Annotated in this window: 18 protein-coding genes and 1 pseudogene; 11 read left to right on the plus strand and 8 right to left on the minus strand. The window is 44.7% G+C overall.

Translation table 11 applies throughout. The annotated features are described in order from the left end of the window. Positions 1–25: 25 nt before the first annotated feature. The 5 genes and pseudogenes from ABNN70_RS05675 to ABNN70_RS05695 form a co-directional block, all read left to right on the plus strand. Positions 26–112: pseudogene (locus ABNN70_RS05675) on the plus strand (galactokinase family protein); the annotation flags it as partial. Positions 113–338: 226 nt separating this feature from the next. Then, positions 339–527 (plus strand): hypothetical protein, encoded by a 189-nt coding sequence (locus tag ABNN70_RS05680; RefSeq protein WP_353949038.1) that lies wholly within the window; start codon positions 339–341, stop codon positions 525–527. A 409-nt stretch (positions 528–936) separates the two neighbouring features. Then, positions 937–1,935, plus strand: a complete 999-nt coding sequence (galE, locus tag ABNN70_RS05685; protein ID WP_353949039.1) for a UDP-glucose 4-epimerase GalE — start codon at positions 937–939, stop codon at positions 1,933–1,935. Positions 1,936–1,941: 6 nt separating this feature from the next. Next, the gene (gene galT, locus ABNN70_RS05690) at positions 1,942–3,435 is read left to right on the plus strand and encodes a UDP-glucose--hexose-1-phosphate uridylyltransferase (RefSeq protein ID WP_353949040.1); all 1,494 of its coding nucleotides are present in this window, start codon (positions 1,942–1,944) and stop codon (positions 3,433–3,435) included. Between the two features lie 117 nt (positions 3,436–3,552). Further along, on the plus strand, positions 3,553–5,703 hold the full coding sequence (locus ABNN70_RS05695; RefSeq protein WP_353949389.1) for an alpha-galactosidase: 2,151 nt from the start codon (positions 3,553–3,555) through the stop codon (positions 5,701–5,703). Between the two features lie 656 nt (positions 5,704–6,359). Here the strand turns inward: ABNN70_RS05695 and ABNN70_RS05700 are convergent. Further along, positions 6,360–7,358, minus strand: a complete 999-nt coding sequence (locus ABNN70_RS05700) for a LacI family DNA-binding transcriptional regulator (protein ID WP_353949041.1) — start codon at positions 7,356–7,358, stop codon at positions 6,360–6,362. A gap of 622 nt (positions 7,359–7,980) precedes the next feature. Between ABNN70_RS05700 and ABNN70_RS05705 the strand changes: the two genes are divergently transcribed. Beyond that, positions 7,981–8,229, plus strand: coding sequence for a hypothetical protein (locus ABNN70_RS05705; protein WP_353949042.1), 249 nt, complete (start codon positions 7,981–7,983; stop codon positions 8,227–8,229). A 348-nt stretch (positions 8,230–8,577) separates the two neighbouring features. Here the strand turns inward: ABNN70_RS05705 and ABNN70_RS05710 are convergent, their stop codons facing one another. Then, the gene (locus ABNN70_RS05710; RefSeq protein ID WP_353949043.1) at positions 8,578–8,832 is read right to left on the minus strand and encodes an AraC family ligand binding domain-containing protein; all 255 of its coding nucleotides are present in this window, start codon (positions 8,830–8,832) and stop codon (positions 8,578–8,580) included. 133 nt (positions 8,833–8,965) lie between these two features. Between ABNN70_RS05710 and ABNN70_RS05715 the strand changes: the two genes are divergently transcribed. The 5 genes from ABNN70_RS05715 (at position 8,966) to ABNN70_RS05735 (ending at position 12,444) form a co-directional block, all read left to right on the plus strand. Beyond that, positions 8,966–10,237 carry an MFS transporter gene (locus ABNN70_RS05715; RefSeq protein WP_353949044.1) on the plus strand — a complete coding sequence of 424 codons (1,272 nt, stop codon included), beginning with the start codon at positions 8,966–8,968 and terminating at the stop codon, positions 10,235–10,237. Positions 10,238–10,346: 109 nt separating this feature from the next. After that, the gene (locus tag ABNN70_RS05720) at positions 10,347–10,604 is read left to right on the plus strand and encodes a hypothetical protein (RefSeq protein WP_353949045.1); all 258 of its coding nucleotides are present in this window, start codon (positions 10,347–10,349) and stop codon (positions 10,602–10,604) included. 188 nt (positions 10,605–10,792) lie between these two features. Then, positions 10,793–10,999: a hypothetical protein gene (locus tag ABNN70_RS05725; protein WP_353949046.1), complete on the plus strand. Its 207-nt coding sequence runs from the start codon at positions 10,793–10,795 to the stop codon at positions 10,997–10,999. 203 nt (positions 11,000–11,202) lie between these two features. Continuing rightward, on the plus strand, positions 11,203–12,159 hold the full coding sequence (locus tag ABNN70_RS05730; RefSeq protein ID WP_353949047.1) for a DUF2971 domain-containing protein: 957 nt from the start codon (positions 11,203–11,205) through the stop codon (positions 12,157–12,159). Between the two features lie 57 nt (positions 12,160–12,216). Beyond that, entirely contained in the window at positions 12,217–12,444 is a 228-nt protein-coding gene (locus tag ABNN70_RS05735; RefSeq protein ID WP_353949048.1) for a hypothetical protein, read from the plus strand. Positions 12,445–12,740: 296 nt separating this feature from the next. Here ABNN70_RS05735 and ABNN70_RS05740 read toward each other — a convergent pair whose 3' ends face one another. From ABNN70_RS05740 to ABNN70_RS05765, 6 genes are all read right to left on the minus strand, one after another. After that, entirely contained in the window at positions 12,741–14,342 is a 1,602-nt protein-coding gene (locus ABNN70_RS05740; RefSeq protein ID WP_353949049.1) for a hypothetical protein, read from the minus strand. Next, positions 14,329–15,462 carry a glycosyltransferase family 2 protein gene (locus ABNN70_RS05745; RefSeq protein ID WP_353949050.1) on the minus strand — a complete coding sequence of 378 codons (1,134 nt, stop codon included), beginning with the start codon at positions 15,460–15,462 and terminating at the stop codon, positions 14,329–14,331. Before ABNN70_RS05745 ends, ABNN70_RS05740 begins: the two co-directional genes overlap by 14 nt. A gap of 6 nt (positions 15,463–15,468) precedes the next feature. Then, positions 15,469–16,854 (minus strand): glycosyltransferase family 2 protein, encoded by a 1,386-nt coding sequence (locus ABNN70_RS05750; RefSeq protein ID WP_353949051.1) that lies wholly within the window; start codon positions 16,852–16,854, stop codon positions 15,469–15,471. Continuing rightward, positions 16,851–17,771, minus strand: coding sequence for a hypothetical protein (locus tag ABNN70_RS05755; RefSeq protein ID WP_353949052.1), 921 nt, complete (start codon positions 17,769–17,771; stop codon positions 16,851–16,853). The genes ABNN70_RS05750 and ABNN70_RS05755 overlap by 4 nt, the downstream gene beginning before the upstream one ends. Further along, a complete protein-coding gene (locus ABNN70_RS05760) occupies positions 17,768–17,986 on the minus strand; it encodes a hypothetical protein (protein ID WP_353949053.1) in 219 nt (72 codons plus the stop codon). Before ABNN70_RS05760 ends, ABNN70_RS05755 begins: the two co-directional genes overlap by 4 nt. A gap of 108 nt (positions 17,987–18,094) precedes the next feature. Next, positions 18,095–19,183: a hypothetical protein gene (locus ABNN70_RS05765; protein ID WP_353949054.1), complete on the minus strand. Its 1,089-nt coding sequence runs from the start codon at positions 19,181–19,183 to the stop codon at positions 18,095–18,097. Positions 19,184–20,239: the final 1,056 nt, after the last annotated feature.

Genomic DNA, 20,239 nt, shown 5'->3' on the forward strand with positions numbered 1-20,239 from the left:
GACTGGAGTCTAGGAAAAATTCAAATCTTTTTTTGGAACTGGAGTGGAATCCGTATTTTTTTCACCAGGCCGTATCAATTTGATTGGCGAACACACAACATACGTATTATAATGGCGGACATGCTTTTTCTTGTGCCATTACGATTGGTACTTACGGGTGCCGTTCACAAACAGCTAATTGGAAATTACATTCTATTTGGAAAACTTCAGAGACTTATCCATTATCGAATCCGACTTGAATCAATTAGAGTACCACCCAGAGGATAAATGAACGAACTATCCAAAGGGTATGATTCATTCTTGTAAAAATAAGTATGTGTCTAAAGTGAATCAGGGTCTTGATATATACCTTAACGGTAATATTCTTAAATGGCGTTGCCCTTTCGTCATCGGCTTCGATCGAATTGCTTATGGGTGTTATCCTGGATCATGTGTTTCACTTGAACGTAGACCAACTTGAACTTGTAAAAATGGGTATGCAGACAGAAAATGAATTTATTGGTGTCAATTTAGGTATTATGGATTAATTTGCTGTTGGAATGGGCAAAGCGGAACGAGTAATCCTTCTTGATACGCAGACACTTAATTAGATTATGTTCTGTTGGATCTGAAGGATAACGTTATTGTGATCATGAATACGAATAAGTGCAGGGAGCTTACCGATTCGAAATGAACGACGTGCAGAATGCGAAAAAGCTATGACGAACTAGCATAAGAAAGTTGGTGTGAAATCACTCGGCGATCTGACTTTTACTCAGTTTGATGAATATAGTTATCTGATTGAAGGGGAATATTGTTGCATTTGCCGCAAGTGCGCAAGTCATGCGGTGTTAGAAAATCAACGGACGTTGAAAGCCAAATCGGCTATGCTCCATCATTCTATATTGCTGAAGTCGCGGATGGAACACAAGTGCTCTAATAATGGGGGGATAAATCATGGCAATTTTAGTATTAGGCGGTGCGGGCTATATTGGTTCCCATACCGTGGACCGATTGGTTGAAAAAGGCGACAAGGCGGTTGTTGTTGATAATCTTGTGACAGGGCATCGACAGGCTGTGAATAAAAACGCAAAGTTTTACCAAGGGGATATTGCTGATCAGGAATTTATGCGTCATGTATTCTTAGAAAACCCTGATCTTGATGCAGTGATTCATTTCGCAGCGTTCTCACTTGTTGCTGAATCGATGACAAATCCGCTGAAGTACTTTGACAATAATACCGCAGGATTGATAAAACTGCTCGAAGTTATGAATGAAGTAGGCGTTAAGAAGCTTGTGTTTTCTTCGACAGCAGCAACCTACGGAATCCCGAAAGAAATGCCGATCAAAGAAACCGATTCGCAAGAGCCGATCAATCCATATGGGGAAAGTAAACTGATGATGGAAAAGATCATGCACTGGTCGGATCTGGCTTATGGCATCAAATTTGTGGCTTTACGCTATTTTAACGTTGCCGGTGCAAAACCGGACGGAAGCATTGGTGAAGATCACCATCCGGAAACGCACTTGCTGCCGATCGTTCTTCAGGTCGCAGCAGGATCGCGAGACAAACTGAAAATTTTTGGCAATGATTATGAGACACCGGACGGAACCAACGTCCGCGATTATGTACATCCCTATGACCTTGCCGATGCGCATATTTTAGCTGTCGATTACTTGCGTGCCGGGCATGAAAGCACCGCCTTTAACCTGGGTTCATCAAAAGGATTCTCAAATATGGAGATTTTGAAGACAGCGCGGGAAGTGACTGGAAAAGCGATTCCGGCTGAATTTGCTCCGCGTCGTCCTGGAGATCCGGATACATTGATTGCAGCTTCAGATAAAGCCAAAACTATTCTTGGTTGGAACCCGCAGTTTGATGATATTCATAAAATTATTGCCACTGCGTGGAAATGGCATTCCACTCATCCAAATGGTTATGAAGACGGCAGGTGATCGAAAATGGACGAAAAAACGCTTATTAATCAATTCGTTGAAAAGGTTATTGAGAACAGTAGTTTTCAAGAAATGGATAAAGTTTACCTGTTTAATCAGGTGCTTTCAATTGTGGGATTGACTGATCAGGATCTGGATATTGCGGATGGAGATTTTCTATCGTTACGCGACGCACTCGTGGAGGCTGCTGTAAAATCCGGTCAGATTGAAGATCTGTCGGGCATAAGAGAAATTATTGGCGCGAAACTCATGAATCTGATTACGCCTCCCCCTTCAACTGTTAATCAAGTATTTTGGGATAAGTATCAGGAACAAGGAGCCGATGAGGCGCTGAGTTACTTTTTTAACTTAAGCAGAAACAATGATTATATCAAAGTTAGAGAAATTGCTAAAAATATTTATTTCACCGTACCTACAGAATACGGTGAGATCGAAATGACTATCAATTTATCCAAGCCGGAAAAAGATCCGAAAATGATTGCAAAAATGAAGACATTGAAAGTATCCGGCTATCCATTGTGCCAGCTGTGTATGGAAAATGAGGGATACGCGGGCAGACTCGATTTCCCTGCAAGAACGAATCACCGGATCGTTCGTTGCGATCTGCTTGATGAAAAGTGGGGTTTCCAGTATTCGCCATACGCCTATTTTAATGAACACTGTATTTTTCTCGACGAAAAACATGAGCCAATGATCATCAATCAGAAAACGTTTGAACGCTTATTACGTATCGTTCAACTGTTTCCTTCCTATTTTGTGGGGAGCAATGCCGATCTTCCCATTGTCGGCGGTTCGATTCTGACTCATGAGCACTATCAGGGCGGAAAACATTGTTTTGCAATGGAGAAGGCGCCAATTGAAACGAAGCTATGCTTTACAGATTATCATGATATAAAGGCCGGCATTGTCAAGTGGCCGATGTCGGTCATCCGATTACAAGGTGATCATTCTGAACGGCTCGTCTCATTGGCTGTGAAAATTTTAAATAGCTGGGCACACTACTCCGATGAAGACGTTGATGTCAGAGCCTATTCTAAAGGAACCAAGCACCATACTGTTACTCCGATCGCGAGAAAACGGGACGGCAAATTTGAACTTGATCTCGTGTTGCGTGATAATCAGACTTCATCTCAATATCCGGATGGCATTTTTCATCCGCATAAAGATGTACAGCATATTAAAAAAGAAAACATCGGATTGATCGAAGTCATGGGCCTGGCGATATTACCGCCTAGACTGAAAAAAGAACTACACGAAGTTGAGTTGTACCTATTAAATAAAAAAAATGCAATTAATGACTATCATGTGCACTGGGCAGATGCGATTAAATCAAGACATCAGAAAATTAATGCAACCAATGTTCATGCAATTATGCAAAAAGAATTAGGCGACGTATTTGTTGAGGTACTGAAGGATGCAGGCGTCTTTAAAAGAGATGAAAAAGGTCAGCATGCATTTTTGAGATTTGCCGAAACAGTAGGCCTAGATGAGATTCAGTAAATTCTTTGATTTTAATCTGTATAATTTCAAGGAGGGCTTCCAATGTCTATCCATGTCAGTGGGAAAGAAAAAGTTTTTCACCTTCAGACCGATGAGAGCAGTTATATTTTTCGAGTGATGGAGAACGGTGAACTCGGTCAAATTTATTTCGGGAAACGGATTCATATTAAGAACCAATATGCAAATCTGATCAAAAGAGAACGCCGCGAAGCGATGCCATCATGGAAAGTTGATCAATATGACTTTCAGCCGGATCATCTCAAACAAGAATATGCAAGCCTGGGCAAGGGAGACTTTAGAGAGCCGGCTTATCAGGTTCAGCAGGAAAATGGCAGTCGAATAACCGAATTGCAGTATGTTGATTATCGCCTGCAGAAAGGTAAAAAAAGACTCTCCGGACTTCCATCGAGTTTTGCCGATGAATCCGGAGATGTGGAAACACTGGCAGTTTACTTGAAGGACGCTCTTTCGGGCTTAACTGTCACTTTAAGATACAGTGTTTTTCCACATCAGAATGTCATTGTACGCAGCGCCGAATTTGTAAACAAGGGAAAAGAACACCTGGTTCTGCGCAGAGCGTTGAGCTGTCAGATTGATCTGCCGGATAGTCATTATGATTTTATACATTTTGCGGGTACATGGTCACGTGAACGTCATGAAGTCAAAAGAAGCCTTCAGCCGGGTATCCAAAGAATCAGCAGCTTGAGAACCGAGTCCAGTCACCAGCATAATCCTTTTATCATGCTGGCAAGGCCGCAGACGACCGAAGATTGCGGAGACGTTTATGGCTTTAATTTTGTGTACTCCGGCAACTTTTTGGATCAAATCGAAGTTGATCAATATGGCACATCGCGTGTGCTGATCGGCATCAATCCGGAAGAATTTTCCTGGAATCTTGCTTCTGGGGCGACCTTCCAAACTCCCGAGGCGATTTTAAGCTTTTCAAGTCAGGGCAAGAACAAGCTAAGTCAGCAATTAGGCCATTTTTACTTGAACCATCTCGTTAATCCTCGATTCTCAAACGCAGATCGTCCGATTTTGGTCAATAACTGGGAAGCTACTTATTTTAACTTTAATGAGGATAAATTACTTTCAATCGCCAGTAAGGCTGCAGAGTTGGGGATTGAACTATTTGTTTTGGATGATGGTTGGTTTGGCCATCGAGATGATGATACGACTTCACTCGGAGACTGGTTCGTTGATCGAACAAAATTGCCGGATGGTCTGGCACATTTAGCAGATAAAATTCATGGATTAGGTCTTAAGTTTGGCTTATGGTTTGAGCCGGAGATGATCTCGCTTGAAAGTGATCTGTATCAAGAGCATCCGGACTGGATGATCGCAGCCCCGCATCGTACCTTAACTCCGGGAAGAAACCAGTACGTTCTTGACTTCACTAGGGATGAGGTGGTCGACACAATTTTCAAGATGATGGCTAAATGCATAGAGGAAGCCAGGCTTGATTATATAAAATGGGATATGAACCGATGCATTACGGAAATGTACAGTAGCAATCTCTCACCCTCTGAACAATTGGAAATGCCGCATCGGTATATTCTAGGCGTCTACAAATTATATCAGCGGCTGATTGATCATTATCCAAATGTCCTCTTTGAATCCTGTGCTTCAGGTGGCGGGCGCTTTGATTTAGGGATGATGTACTATGCGCCACAGGCATGGACGAGTGACGATACCGATGCTGCTGAGCGAATTCTAATTCAATACGGCACTTCTTACGGCTATCCGCTGTCTATGATGGGGGCGCACGTCTCTGCCGTTCCTAATCATCAGACCGGCCGTGTCACACCATTTGAGACAAGAGGACATGTAGCCTTTTTCGGTGATTTTGGCTATGAGCTGGATATTACGAAACTATCTAAGGAAGACCAGAAACAGATACGAGCGCAAGTTAACCTATATAAAAAGTATCGTCGACTCTTTCAATATGGCAACTTCTATCGATTGGAAAGCCCCTATGAGGGAGAAAAAAATGTTGCCAGCTGGGAAGTCGTGAATGACGATCAAACCTTAGCTATTGCTGCACGATATCAATTATTGAACCGACCGAATCCATCCTATCTGCGTTTATATGTAAGAGGTCTGAATCCTGACCAATTGTATCGAGTGAATGGCAGTCAAGAGACGTTTTACGGTGATGAACTCATGAATGCTGGCTATTTTGTTGATCAGGTCTTAGACATCAATAAACCCATAACAGGCTCTGCAGACTTCAGTTCGAGGCTCTTCATTATTAAAGCAGTAAAATAATGTCCGTTTTTTGAGAAGCCGGTTTGAATTGATAGAAAATGACCTTACAAGGGACAACTTTCAAAATCAGTTACTGAGTACCTCAATAGAAATCGCTGTGCTGCACTTGTCAGTTCTATCCAGACGCATGTACTTAAGATTTTCGCCAATGGATTCATGATTTTCTTCTTGTCCAGATTGTTGGCCATTCGTTATGTGGACTGGGGTTTGGGAAATGGAATACAGTGCAAAGCATTTATGTGGGGATTAGGGCCTTGTGCTGATCATTATCAGTGTTTATTTGATTAATGGTGGCTTCGACCTGTGTGACGGTGACCAACCTGAATATGTCGTGCTGTCTTATTCAACATTCAATTATTTAGCCTGCTCTACCCTGTCATATTTCTTCCAGTAGATTCCGGTTTGGCCAGCGCATCTGTTCTAACACCAATGAATGTTATTGTGTTTACACTTTTAGGGGGAATGATCCTTAAAGGAATGAAACAGGGACGCTGGAAGTGTTTACGGATTGGTTTAATGTTCATGATTATCGGAGCAGCCAATTCATGTTTGAATATATGGCGATATAAAAAATAATTTTAGCGGTACGAAAGCCTGGGGATGCTGCTCCTCAGGCTTTTTGTGATCAGAGATTAGAAAGAAATGAAGCAATGAAATTAATTAATACTGCTGTTTCTTAAAATCAGCCTGGTTGCCAGGGTGACCATTTGCGGTGGAAAGTTCTGTTCATCAAATTGTTGGCTTAATAAATTTAAGGCAGCTTCCCCCATTTGTTCTGTGTACACCTGCACTGTACTGAGACTGGGTATGATAAACCGGGAAATGGAGATATCGTTGAAGGCAATCAGACTGACCCGTTGTGGGACATTAATATTTGCTTCTTTTAAAGCACGTAACGCGCCGACAGCCATGCTATCGTTTGCAACAAAGAATGCTTCAGGAAGTTCGTCGCCAAGTTGTGCAATCGCGTTTTTCATCATTGAGTAACCGGATTCGGCGGAGAAGGCGCCGTAAAATAAATAACGCTCGTCAAATAGATTTTCAGTACTTAGGATATTTTTAAATGAGATTAATCGGCGATCATTGACCGTTTCAAGTTGATCGGATGTCTTTTCGACTCCGGAGAGCATCCCAATTTTTGACAGTTGATGTGATCTGAAATGGTTGATTACGGATGCAACAGCGCCTTCGAAATCAGGAACAACACAGTTTACATTCATGCAAAGGGTGTTACAGTCAACAAAAACGATCTTTGCACACAGCTGTGATAATTGCTTGATTTGGACCGTACTGTACTTACCAATGGCAATAATTCCATCAATATCCTTTAAAGCTTTGAAGGAGTCCTCATGGAACAGATTGATGATCTCAAGGCCTAAATCCTGAGCCTTTTTCTCAATCCCCAGTCTTATGGAATAATAGTACACGTCATCCAATTCTTTCTGTCGTGTGTACCATTCGACAATTGCGACCTTAGACAATATTTTTTTCGGCTTGTTACGTAAATGCTTTGAGTAATTTAAAGATGATGCGGCTGCAAAGATTTTGTCTTTTGTTTTTTTGCTGACCGACAAAGTTTCATCAAGATTGAGAACCCTTGAAACAGTCGCTTGCGAAACACCGGCTATTTTTGCGATTTCCTTAATGGTTGCCATTATCGTTCATACCTTCCCGGATAATCAGCTTATAATAGAACTGGTTTGAAAAGTTCGAGTTATCTTCAAAAATTATACCATTTTTAAAGCAGATTATCAGAATTGAGAACGATTTTATAAATGCTTCCAGGCGTTTGTTAACAAATAGTAAGTAATTTTACTGGCTTTTTCAAATGCGTATAAAAGGTTTGGCAAATAGAGTCTATGAATTTTTGCACTAAATGTTGGTAAAAAGTATACAGTAAGGATGGGCCTGCTTTTAAAAGTTAAGTGTGGTTTTTGATCAACTCTCAGATTGTGTCTGGCAGAAAATTTATGTTTGGTTGGAATTGAACATTTGGGATAGAGTCAACATTCTGCAATGTTCAGCGTACGTTCAATTATGGTCATACATAGGGAAGCCTATTATAATAGGGTGTTGAAAGGAGAAGAGTGATGAACGTGTTAAAACATTCGGTATTAATTGGAACTCCGTCATGTATAACAATGGTTAGCGAGGCAGGTGAGATCTCCAATCCCTGAACTCGGCAATAGATATTTTGGTGATGTGTTCGTGGATTGCTCATCTTAATCGCAACAAACCGACATTTTCGTAACCGCTTCAAAATCCGCAGTGAATTATGTGAAACTGAGGTGGAAAGGTATTCATTTCTCCCAGCGAGCGAAATTTCTCGGCGATGAATGGGGACGAGGATATGAGACGATGGGCTTCCATGGAATGATCGAGAACCGCCTGATGCCATGGTACTTTATTGTTTCTGGAAAGGGCAAAAAAATATGGGTATGGAGTCAAGATGCAGCCGTTGGGATGTGCTTCTGGAAATTTGATTCAGCTGGTTTTACGCTATTTTTGGATGTAAGAAATGGTTGAGCGGCGTACGACTAAACAGGAGAAGGTTGAAAACGACAACAATCATGGTTCGCATGTATGAGGAGACGTCTGCTGATAATGCTTGCTATTGACACCAATGCCTCGAAATATAGGCTAGGCATTATCGACTATATCCTGATGAGAGAAAATCGCACGGTTTTCTTTTTCCAGCAACACAAAGTGATGAAAAAGATTACCTTGGATGTACAGTTCATTTGCTGGAGTTAAATGATGCGCATCCATCATATCAAAATGAGTTATTTGATTTCCTGTAAGCAGGAGATACGGGCGAGCGGCCGCTCGGCAGAAAACGAACACTGTTTAAGCATGGATGATACCACTATTCAGTCAAAACAGATCCAGGTGTAAGTCCAAAGGTGCTGGTATTTGCTTGGTAAAAAAAGTTGTTGTGCTGCATGGTGTGAAGAAACATTCGCCTTCCTTGACGATATACGTCCGACCATTGATCCGATAGTAAACGCTGCCATTAAGGATAAAATGAAACATGTTGTACTTTCTGATCAGCGAACCAAAGGATTGTGTTTTTTGAGCAGGATTCATAGCCGCAGGATACCAGAAATAATTCAGTGAAGTAAGTTCCATGCTCTTCGTTATGTGGAACCCTCCTGGGACTGGAAATTTTAAGTAAATGCTTTTCGAAAGACCTTTTTATTTCATTCTATCATAAATTGAGATACCCAGACACAGGGTTCGGGTTAAAATTGAGGTGAAAAAAATGAAGAAGAGCAGCTTCATTCTTGAGAAAATGGGTTTACCCCCTGACTTGATCTGGGGATATGTTGGGTTAATGTTCTTTGTACTGGGAGCTGGTTTGGAGCAAAGTTGGTTTGCCGCTTATTTATCGAGCCAAGGCTTACACGCAAGCCAAATCAGTCTTCTCTTTACAGTCTTCGGTATATCCGCGGCTGTGTCATCATGGGTAACCGGTATCAGTACACAGATTTGGGGGATTAGAAATGTAATGTGGACGGGGCTTATTATTTATCTGATAGCATCCATTCCCTTCTTGCTCATTGCACTACCATCCCGCCAATATGCATGGATTCTCGTAACCTATATGCTAAGAGGGGCGGCTTATCCTCTGTTTGCGTATTCATTTCTGGTTTGGGTTACCTATCGGTCAGAAAAAGCGATTTTAGGGCGGGCTACTTCGTGGTTTTGGACCTTTTTTGGTATGGGTTTCACGATTATCGGGCCCTGGTATTCAGGCTGGATGATCCCTCAGCTAGGCTATTTAGGTGTTCTATGGACTGGTGTGGGATTCACACTAATTGGTGCCGGGTTTTCGCTGATGGTGAACCGTGATCAAGTAAAAGCGCTACGGTCAGAATCAGCATTAGCGGAATTTGTGGATGGCTTCCTGATCAATTTTCAAAGACCCAGACTTGGCATTGCGATCATTGTCAAGACAATTAATGATTTGGGAAAATTCGGCTTTGTCATTTTGATGCCAGTTTATCTAATTCATTACGGATTTTCAACTTCCGAATGGCTAATGATTTGGGGATTCACAAATATTGTGAGTCTGATTTTTAACTATATTTTCGGGTATATCAGTGACAAAATAGGGTGGCGCCAGACAGTGGTCTGGTTCTCAGGTTCATTATGCGGGACGGCGACTTTTCTGATTTATTTTGTTCCGCAATGGTTCGGTCATAATAGCGGAATGCTCTTTGCGGCGCTATCCCTTTATGCGATCGGAATAGGTGCATTCTGTCCGTTATCAGCATTAATTCCATCACTTGCACCGGATAAAAAGGGAGCAGCTGTTTCCGCTTTGAATCTCGGCTCCGGATTAAGTAATTTCGCGGGTCCGCTTGTGGTTAGTCTATGTATAGGACCTTTTGGAGTGAAGGGCGCAATGTTCGCAATCGCCAGTTTGTATCTCTTAGCGAGTGTTTTGACGATTTCCCTTAAAACGCCTGAGGAGCGGGAAATGATAAAAAGTAATAAACGACTTAAAATTGGCCCTCAACATGAAACTTGATCTACTCGGGTAGCGATTTATAGCTAGGTTTAAATAATTGGTCCTGTGTCATTTCCTTTTGGCTTCGTACAATTCCTGTTGTTGACAGAAGGATAGGCTGAAGAAAAAAATGGACGCGAATTTTGCGGATCTTGACAAACGTGCTGTGACACCGTTTCTTCTTATTCCAAACAGGCACGATCAGATGCTGATTCAGCAGAACATTTTGACAGTAATCAAACAGCTGAAAGAAATTTATCCGGAACGTCAATTCAAATTGGGCCATTACGGAGATATATTCGATAAAATTACAGATGATCAGGATCACTTTAATACCGTTCATGGAGAATTACATGACGGAAAATATATGCGTGTGCATAAGACCTGAATTCCCGTGCTTTTATACCAAGGTTCTGATAATTCCTGATATTAAGGCATCTTTGGCAAATAGCAACCAGCATAATTATACCAATGGGAAAAAGACCATTGTATTAAAAATCCTTTTCTGATGCGCCTTTTTGGACTCCTTGGTATAATTTTCCGGGAATGCAGGATAAGAGCATCTATTCTACACAAATGGATATCAAAGCCCTGAACACAGTACTGGAAAACCGAATAACAAATATCTTCGAACGCCTTGCTACACTCGCTTACAGTCTGGGTGTTGATTATCATCATGGACTGATGGAACTGATCTGGAAGGAAATGATGAAGAATCATGCCCACGATAGTATGGGAGGATGTTGTTCTGATAAAGTGAACCGGGAAATAAACGAGGTATGAACAGGTAGATTAAAAAGTAAATCGTTTGATTGATTTTTATAAAAGAAAAATTGTGAATGCGATGCCAGATGCGCCTCATCATGATAAGTGAGAGGAGCCCGTTGAAGCTTTCACTATGACGAAGTGTAAAGATTTTCCTTCATTGACAGCCTGATGGGTAAAACGGTTCCATACCAGTTGATTGGGCAGGAGCTGGTCGATCCTTGATTGACCGGCAAATTGTGCACTACTGGGAATACGATCCCCTTATCAATTCTCACATTGTATTCAATACTGCAGTGCCAGCAACTGGTTTTAGAACCTATAAAAGTGAGGCTTTTAATTATATAAACATAGAGGGGTATATTTATTTGACAAATCTTTTATATCATTACTGTAGTGTAGAAACTTTTGGATTAATTATGAAGAACAAAACATTTAGGTTTTCTAGTCTAGGGGTCGTTGATGATATGGAGGAGTCAATGACTTCTGATTATAAAAATATTGGAAAAATATGTTTTGTGTCCTGTTGGACTGATTTAGTGCAAGAATCTGTAGAAATGTGGAGGACATATACGGGTGGAGTAAATGGTGTTAGGATTGGACTCCCAAGAAATCTTTTTAGCACTGGGTTAAATGAAAAAGAAATATTTAAATTAAGCAGACAGATTGGTGACAAATGTGATGTTTCTATATCCCCGCCCTATCAGCCTGATCTTATACCAATAACTTATACAAAAGATGATTATTTGATTAATCTATCTGTAGTAAAAAAAGACAATGAAGTTTGTAAAAAGTGTGGTAAAGTAACAGCTAATTTTAATATCGATACTAGATATTTAGGGCGTTTCAAAAGAAATTATTGGTCAGGACAATCTGAATGGCGATATAGATTAATAGCGATTCCGCTAGAATACTATCGAAATAGCCAAAGCGGAAAATATTTAAAAGGAAAACCAGAAGAAATGGTAGAACTCATGCAATCAGATTTGATTAAGATGACCTTTAATAATGATTATATAGATTTCCCGTTTAACGAAAATGTTTTTGAGAAAATGGAGATATTATTAAGCCCTTTAAATGCAGAAGAAGATAATGATGTCGTAAAAAGTATTGTAAAAAAATATACAAACCTAACTGATTTTGAATTTAAATCATCTGAATTGAAAATTCGCAAATAAAATATTGTATTCAAAAATAATGGCAGTCGTGTTGGTTTTTATCAGTTGGGGGATTTTGTGCTGGAAAGCTGGGAGGAAAAAACGGCAGGACAGCCAGGCGCGATCAATCACATCGCCCTGGATACCAATGAGATTGAAAAAGCATTTCGTGCCGTAAAAGAATTAAATGTTGAGTTTAAAGATGAGGGCATTCAGGAACTCCCTTATTGGGAACATGGAATCAAGTATTTCAATTTCTTTGGACCTAACCGGGAAATTTTTGAGGTGTGTCAGATTCTTAAATAATTGACAGAGGGACATATATCTACCATTTTTATTAAGAAGAGAGGGGTATGCCCTCTCTTTTTGCGTTGCTAAACGTTATTCGAGCACTCAGGGAGTACAGAATCTTGTCAGAATCCATGCCTGCACCAGGTGCACTGATACCTGAACAGAATTCAACTAATTTCCAGCCTCCCGGGGCCAGTTAAGTGTCAGTATGTGCTGTTTCAGGAGCGCGCAAAAAGATCCCTCCAGGTCAGCAGATTTTTATTTCATCTGCCAACCCAAAAAGGATCATGATGATAACCGCTTACGGCACGCTATTCCTTAGATTTCACAACCCGATATAATCGCCACTTATCATCGTACGCCTTATAGAGTTTGGCGAAGATGGCGCCTTTATAATAGGAGTTCTTATAGCGTTCGTTGACCGCGTTGAGGGTGGCCACGCCTTCAGGCTTAGGAACTAAAATGTAATCAACCTGTTCTCCCGCCGGGTCATTAAGCTTCTTCTTAAAATCCAGGTCGCTGGTGACGATCAATTGTCTGGTTCGATCCATGTTAAGTATGATTTGAAAGCCGTTAAACGAGTCAAGGAGCAGCGTTGCCTTTTTATCTTTTTGCAGGAGCTGGTCGAGATCTTTGGCAATGTGCAGCGATGATCGGTTGCTGAGGTAGGTTGGACTGTTATGATAATGAATCGCCTGGTATTCCTCGGGTGACAGTCGCTCCTGGCTCATCGTGTAGCCGGTGAAGCAGGCCGACCCGCTTAAGATGATCAATGTCAGACAGCAGCCAGGGATGTAGCGGTGGCTGGCCTTCTCTTTGAGCTTATGCAATTCGAACGGGAGCCAGGCAAGAGTGATCACAAATGGGTAGACAAAAAAACGCAGCCAGCCATATGAAGCGCCTTTATATAACATGTAGATCTGCATAACGGGTATAGACAGCAGCAGGATGAGCAGGCAGAGCAATCCGGTACTGAATAGCTTCCGCCTCATGACGCGAATGAGGCAGACGGCGATCAGCGGTAACATAAACGGGAGGCTTCGTTCCACCACGAACAGCAGGGTCTGGGCCGGGTCCCCGATCACGTGGCTGACTGTCGGGTTCTTGCTTAATCCCTCAGACTGTGCCAGGTTGGAGTAGCTGGAACGCAGGAAAAATAAGCCATCTCCCATGATGGCTCCATTCAGTGCAATCCAGATCACGCCGGTGTAAATCGCCGGCAGAAGGGCGATCCATTCGCCGGCTTCCCATTTATGGTAGGTGCCGGTCAGGCCATATGGCCGGATTGCCGCTTCTTGACGCCTGCTCCACATCATCACCGTGAGCGAAAGGGCCAGAGCCGCTCCAAACAGCACCGATTCATAGCGGGTGAGAAAGGCCAGAGCGAGTGCAAACCCCATCGTAATCAGAGGAGAGACGCCGCGCCGGTCATCCATCCAGTCGGTAAAAGCCGTGACGCACAGGATGATGAAAAAGATGAAGATCATCTCACTCATGCCATTGGAGCCGTAAAGAAACATGAAGGGATTGAACGAAAACAGAAAAACAAACGCGCAGCTGAACAGCAGCGGCTGTTTTCTTCTTAATAAAGATTTCAGGAGCAGCATGGCTGTGCATGATGCAAAAACGGATGTCAGTAAGATCCCGGCAATGCCCTCTGAAGCGATGATTTTGACCCACGGCGTTACAAGCAGCAACGGAATCATGAGCAGGCTGGGCAGGGGATTCCAGACGAAGCCGATCGCCCCGAGATGAGGATCCCGGCTGAATAAAACGTAATAAGCATTGGCCACGCGGCTGATCGCGTCACCCGGGATAAAATGATTCCAATGCGTCATCCAGATGCCGAATGCTGATTCAAGACAGAAAATAACGAAACCGACGAGGTAAGGCATTTTCTTATTTAGGGACATGGTGGGTCACCGTCTCGATCGTTTTCGCGGGTTCAGGCGTTTGATGGCGGGCAAAGGTCCATCGGTCATGCAGGATATAGTTCCAGATGACGCCGGCAACAATACTGAGAAATCCACTCAACATCGGCCGGATATGAACGATGTAAAACAGAAAGGACAGGAAAGCGCTGGAAAGGCACAGCCCGCAGATGGATATCGCGGCATAACGGAGGAACTGAACCATCTGCCGGCTGGCCTGATGGCTCGTCCGCGACTTCCAGGTTAACGCGCTGTTTAGCAGATAATTTGAGATCAGGCTGACCAGTGACGAGAGGAGGAAGGCGAAGAACACCGTGCTGCCTGCGACCAGCATCCATTTGTATATCGCCAGATTCACGAGGACGCCGCTCAGGCCGACCCCGCAGAAAGCAAAAAGCCGGCGGTCTTCCTCGCTGATCATCACTAAGCGTCCAAGATGTATTAAATAGCGGATTTGTTCGCTGCTGCTCATCTTAGAGCTGCCCAGATCCCTGGCGTGGAAGTGATAGGGCACCTCGGCGACTGAGGTAATGTTGGCGCGGACAACCAGTTCGATCATGATTTTCCAGCCGATCGGGTGATAGATCTGCTCATGAACGGCCGACTTCCTTACGGCGAAGAATCCACTGGTTGGATCCGTGATTTTACGCAGCCTTTTTAAGGCCAGGCGGGCGAAGATGCGTGCGGTCCAGGAGACACATTTTCGATAGACATTCAGCCCGCCGTCGCTTCCTCCCGGAACAAAGCGGGACGGGATCACCATTTGATAACCTTCGTTCAGCTTGTCGAGGATAGCCGGGATCAGTTCGGGCGGATGCTGAAGATCAGCATCCATGACGATCAGAATGGTCCCCGCTGCATGCCGGAGCCCGTCGGTAACCGCGGTTGCGAGTCCCCGCCGGCTCGTGCGATGAAGGAAATGGACGCGGGCTTCGCACAGGCTGAGCTGCCGGAGGACGGCCGGCGTGTGATCGGTACTGTCGTCCACGAACAGGATTTCAAAGGTCTTGCCGGTCTGCTGCAGGACTTGTATAAGCCGACTGCTGATTAACCGGACATTATCAGCTTCATTAAATGTCGGGATGATGACACTGATGTCCATCTCACTTTATCCCCTTTCGGATACCCGGGTACTTTTTGTCGTATCAAAACGCTCCTGATCGAATCCGTGCTCTGTCTTCTCCCAATAAAAAGGCTTCCGGATCAGCTGCCACAGGGCCTTAAAGGATGCAATGCTCATCATCGCCCAGTAGAAAGGGGTCAGGAGCCCGTAGCGTACCAGACTGTAAGACAGCCAGGTTTCATTTTTTCGATGCAAGTCCTGTACGACCCAGTACGTACCGGCAAGGTTGGTATAGATGAAGAGAAAATTGCCGAGAAGCAGCTGGGCAGCTGCCAGATAATAGATGAAGCCGGGAAAGAATGCGGCGATCCATCCGGCGTGCGTCGCATGCCAGAGGAGAAGCAGGGACCAGAAAACAGGATTGAGCAAGGGAAGCAAGGGAGAGGAAAGCAGCATAAATTGAGCCCCCCAGAAGCCTTTGATCCCCAGTTCATGGTGCAGTCTGATCGGGTGACGCATATGGACAAGCCAGGTCTGCATATAGCCTTTAATCCAGCGTGAACGCTGGTTAATCCAGTTTCGAAACTGACTGTTGGCCTCTTCCAGGGTGCGCGAGTCCAGCACCTTCGTGATATAGTTTTCTTTATACAGACGGATGCCGAGATCTGCGTCTTCCGTCACGTTGTAAGGATCCCAGGCACCGAGTTTCCTCAGAACGTCTGTTTTGAAGTGGTTAGATGTTCCGCCAAGCGGAATGGGTATATTCAGCTGCATAATGCCGGGAAGCAGCAGTTCAAACCAGTGGCTGTATTCCTGAGTGAAAAATCGGGTCAACAGGTTCTGCTGACTGTTAAAGTAATTGAGCTTGGCCTGAATGCAGGCCGTGTTGTCCGGGCTCTGTCTGAAGGCCAGACAGGCTTTTTTTAACTGATCCGGGTCGGGACGATCCTCAGCATCATAGATCACGATGTATTCTCCCCGGGCACGAATGAGTCCGTAGTTGCAGGCTTTTGGTTTCGTCTTCGGCTGACCGTCCGGAATCACGATCATCTGAAAACAGCCGGGTAAATGCAGGGATTGAATCACGCGCTGCGCCTCAACATCGTCCTGTTCAATCAGCAGGCGAATATCCAGCTTGTTTCTCGGATAGTCCAGCCGGTTCAGGTTACGGACGAGCTGCGGGATGACTTTACTTTCCTTATACATGGGAACGAGAATGGAGTAGACAGGCAGCGTCCGTTCATCCATGCTCTGCACGTCCTGATCGCTGAAACGGATTTGCGCCTTTACCTTTGTCCCATGCAGAATCATGACAAATTTCATCACGGTCATCGCTACATAAATGAGCTGAATGATGACATTGAGCAGCACGAGCGTATAAAACCAGTTCCACACCATCGAGCCTGCAATCATGACCCCGATGACCATCATCCAGATGATCTGTACCGGGAAAAGGTTTGACTGGCGGAGTTCTCCGGTTGCTCTGTCCTCAGCTTTTCCGTACTTTCACGCAGCCAGTCTGACGCGTACGCAAGGGTCCAAAGGCGTTCCATCTCCTGCGAAGAAGCCAGCACCTGGGTAACAGGAGACGCAACGATCCGGCCAAGTTCGTGAATCTGAGTCGCACTGAGCGCATTTTCCGCAGCAACCACGCATTGACCGGCGGATTGCCTGATGACAATGGCTTTGAATTTTCTGGCTGCCTTTTCCGGCAGTTTGCTTCGAATGACCTCCTGTCTGTCATAGCCCGTCAGCCTTTTCATGTGGCCCTGAACAGCGAGCGCATCCGCCAGCTGAGCCGGCGAAATGAGATTCATGGAAAGAAGCATATCGCCCAGCATGCCGCCGGCCGACTCCTGTCTGGTCAGAGCCCGATCGAGATCTTTGCGTTTCACGTGGCCGGATTGGACGAGCAGTTCTCCAATTAAAGGACGCCGTCCAGACTGATCGATAACGCTTTGCAGCCGGTCGCGGCCAACATAGCCCAGTCGTACCAAAATCTCGCCGAGTTTTCCGCCGCTCCTTTTTTGTTCCCTCAAACTATTCATCAGCTGCCTGGCTGTAATCATTCCAAGCAGAAGCAGGTGTTCGCCCATGCGCGGACAGGGATCCATACGGGTGTGCAGCTGCTCCTTGATCAGCATTTGCTTTTGCGGGTCTTGATGTAACGCCTGTTCGATCCGGAGATAGGCCGCTTCAATGGCCTCCTGCAATTCTTGCAGATGTTGATCCAGACGTTGTGTTTCATCCAGGGCGCGGCGTTTCAATTGCCGGATTTGTCTCGCTTTGGTGACGATGGCTTCCTGCAACTGGCCAATCTGATCGGCTTTTCTTCTGAACAGGCTCATTGCGGTTTGCTCATGGAAAGACGTCTGATGGTCCGTTCGAGCTGGTGGACATGTCCCTGAACGGTCATCAGTTGTCTACGTTCTTTCTCATAGTGAGCCTTTCGAATGTTTTGTTCTTTAAGCAATGCGGCCAGTTCAAGATCCAGTTTCTTTTTTTCTTCTTTGAGATCAGCGATGATTTTCCGTTTTGAAGGTTTCATAAGTCTTTTGAACAATGGCGTCTCCCCTTCCGATAGATGTTTGCAACTCTTTTCCGCATTGCAGGTCCATTCTGGTGATTTGTCAGTCTGACACATGAGACTCGTCAGGGACAGGCCACCTTTTTAATCCGCGAAATTCGAACGAATGACCGCTTCGGTATTTTTTCTGACAAAGCTGAACGGGCGCGTTCCGTTGATCAATTCCTGCTCCGGATCCTGATAGACATCCAGCGCCCAGTAATAGAGCCCGTTGACCTGTGCTTTCTTTGCGGCCTGATACATCGCCTGAAACCAGCGAGCCTGGACGGTTTCATTTACAGGCGCCTTACTGTTCCAGACATAGGGCTTAGGGTACATGCCGGATTGCGCGGCGATCCCCGCTTCCTGGATCGTTAATCGTCCGCGCGCCGTGACGGGCAGCTGAGTCAGCCATTGATATAAAGCCTGCGTCAGCTGGGGGACGGTGGCCCGGTCACTCAAGTGTATTTTGGGGTAGGCATCGATGCCGGGTTCAAATGAAAGGTCGGCGTAGCTGTCCCAATTCGCCGCATAGCTGAGTTTTCCATCAAAACCGGCTGCTCTGATCCGCGTCTTAAGCGTCCTCCATTCGCTTTTTTGCGATTGAAGCGAGACAAGCTCTGTACCTGCAACGAATTCTTCAACCTCCAGTTGTGCTGCAAGCGCCGCATACGTGCTCAGGAGCGCACCGTAGGATTGAAACCAGCGTGCGTTATTTTCCGGCCGGATCGATCCACGCCAGGCAAGCGGCTCCTCGCTTACTATATTGGATTCATCCAGAATCGGACGCAGCAGGACGCGCAGCTGGCGCTTTTTGGCTTCAAGAATGGCGTTCTTCAGCAGACCCCGGCCAGGCGTTGCCGGACCGACATAGACGCGGGTCGGGGTAGCGCCATCCGTATAAATCGGGAAGCTGACTCCGACACTGTTTGCTCCGAGCTTCACCACATAGTCAAGATTTTGTCTGATGCGTTCCCTGATGAAGGCGTCACCGGCCTTGTCAGCGTGAAGATAAATCTGCACGCCCTTCTGGAACATGCCTTCTTTCCATGGATTCTCGACAACGGCTGCAGGAGGTGCTTTCACCGGCTTTTCATGCGTGTCAGATCCCCTTTCTGTCGGTTGATGCGACGGGCTGCAGCCACTGAGCAGTACGGTGACTGACAAAATAATCGTCACGAAGATTTTCTGCATGTCCTGAACCATCCCTGGCCGATTTTTTGAAGCATCATTTCGTGCGTGAGTCATTAAGACTAGATCTATCTGATGCTTGGAAAGCAGAGATTATGCCTGAAAAATCTCAAAGGGAGTGATTTAAGGAGGAAGGTGTGGGACAGACCGGGCAGAGGTGGTGGGGTTGGTGAGTTTTAGAACTCACTGATTATTGGCAGTTACGGTTCTATCGTAGATTATCGGGGAAATTTACCCCAATATGAAAAATACTTAGGGAGGTGACCTGGGATCCGCTCTTATCGGTTGGGAGATCCGGTTAAGCGCCTGATCAGATGAATAGACGGAAAAATTCCGCTTACTCAAGGAATAAATTTAACAATAGTTAAAATAGACGGAGAGATTCCGCCTATTGACTCAGAAGACGGGAAAATGGAGCTTTTTGCCGGGCATAACCGGAAAAACTCCGCTTATATACCGCCTCGAAAAGCGTTCCGTTCTCCCCTAATCGGAAAATCTCCGCTTATTTTACTTTTTGCTCTAAGGGCAAAACGTCTTATATACAAGAAAGCGGTATGAAAGCCCTTGCAATATGGGGCGATTTGGTATAGCAGGATGTCGCCTATAACAATAGGGGTAACATCTATTGTTTCTATATGGAAACCGGTGAAAGACGGGAGGTCTGTGGCGGCTTTGAAAAGGATCACAATACGCTGAAGAAGATTTGCCCGGCCAGGAAGGTAAACCTTGACAATCTGGAAAAGTTGTGCCGCTTAGATTGTCGTGATGAAAAAAAGCAACATCGCAAAAAACTCTTTTCAGATATGAATTGCCCCAATGATTTTAGTATACTGGATTTAAGGACCTGAATACATCTTCATATCAAATGGCTCAAAATATTGACAGTAGCTGAATTGAAGGCGCTTCTGATATGACGATGGCCGTATCCTGGTTATTGCGTCTGTTACTTGTTTTACAGGCGGCTATTTCCAGAATCCTGTTTGTATGGTACGTAATGATAAGCTGCAGGAATTCCTGGTTATTGATTGATCTATGTTGCGTTAAATGTAAGTATCTTAC

It is taken from the genome of Sporolactobacillus sp. Y61 (assembly GCF_040529185.1).
GTDB lineage: Bacteria > Bacillota > Bacilli > Bacillales > Sporolactobacillaceae > Sporolactobacillus.

Excerpts from the sequence above, each read along its gene's own strand:
- galE (WP_353949039.1), top strand. The coding sequence starts at position 937 with ATGGCAATTTTAGTATTAGGCGGTGCGGGCTATATTGGTTCCCATACC.
- galT (WP_353949040.1), top strand. The coding sequence starts at position 1,942 with ATGGACGAAAAAACGCTTATTAATCAATTCGTTGAAAAGGTTATTGAG.
- ABNN70_RS05695 (WP_353949389.1), top strand. The coding sequence starts at position 3,553 with ATGGAGAACGGTGAACTCGGTCAAATTTATTTCGGGAAACGGATTCAT.
- ABNN70_RS05700 (WP_353949041.1), bottom strand. The coding sequence starts at position 7,358 with ATGGCAACCATTAAGGAAATCGCAAAAATAGCCGGTGTTTCGCAAGCG.
- ABNN70_RS05710 (WP_353949043.1), bottom strand. The coding sequence starts at position 8,832 with ATGGAACTTACTTCACTGAATTATTTCTGGTATCCTGCGGCTATGAAT.
- ABNN70_RS05715 (WP_353949044.1), top strand. The coding sequence starts at position 8,966 with ATGAAGAAGAGCAGCTTCATTCTTGAGAAAATGGGTTTACCCCCTGAC.
- ABNN70_RS05720 (WP_353949045.1), top strand. The coding sequence starts at position 10,347 with ATGGACGCGAATTTTGCGGATCTTGACAAACGTGCTGTGACACCGTTT.
- ABNN70_RS05725 (WP_353949046.1), top strand. The coding sequence starts at position 10,793 with ATGGATATCAAAGCCCTGAACACAGTACTGGAAAACCGAATAACAAAT.
- ABNN70_RS05740 (WP_353949049.1), bottom strand. The coding sequence starts at position 14,342 with ATGTCCCTAAATAAGAAAATGCCTTACCTCGTCGGTTTCGTTATTTTC.
- ABNN70_RS05745 (WP_353949050.1), bottom strand. The coding sequence starts at position 15,462 with ATGGACATCAGTGTCATCATCCCGACATTTAATGAAGCTGATAATGTC.
- ABNN70_RS05750 (WP_353949051.1), bottom strand. The coding sequence starts at position 16,854 with ATGATGGTCATCGGGGTCATGATTGCAGGCTCGATGGTGTGGAACTGG.
- ABNN70_RS05755 (WP_353949052.1), bottom strand. The coding sequence starts at position 17,771 with ATGAGCCTGTTCAGAAGAAAAGCCGATCAGATTGGCCAGTTGCAGGAA.
- ABNN70_RS05765 (WP_353949054.1), bottom strand. The coding sequence starts at position 19,183 with ATGCAGAAAATCTTCGTGACGATTATTTTGTCAGTCACCGTACTGCTC.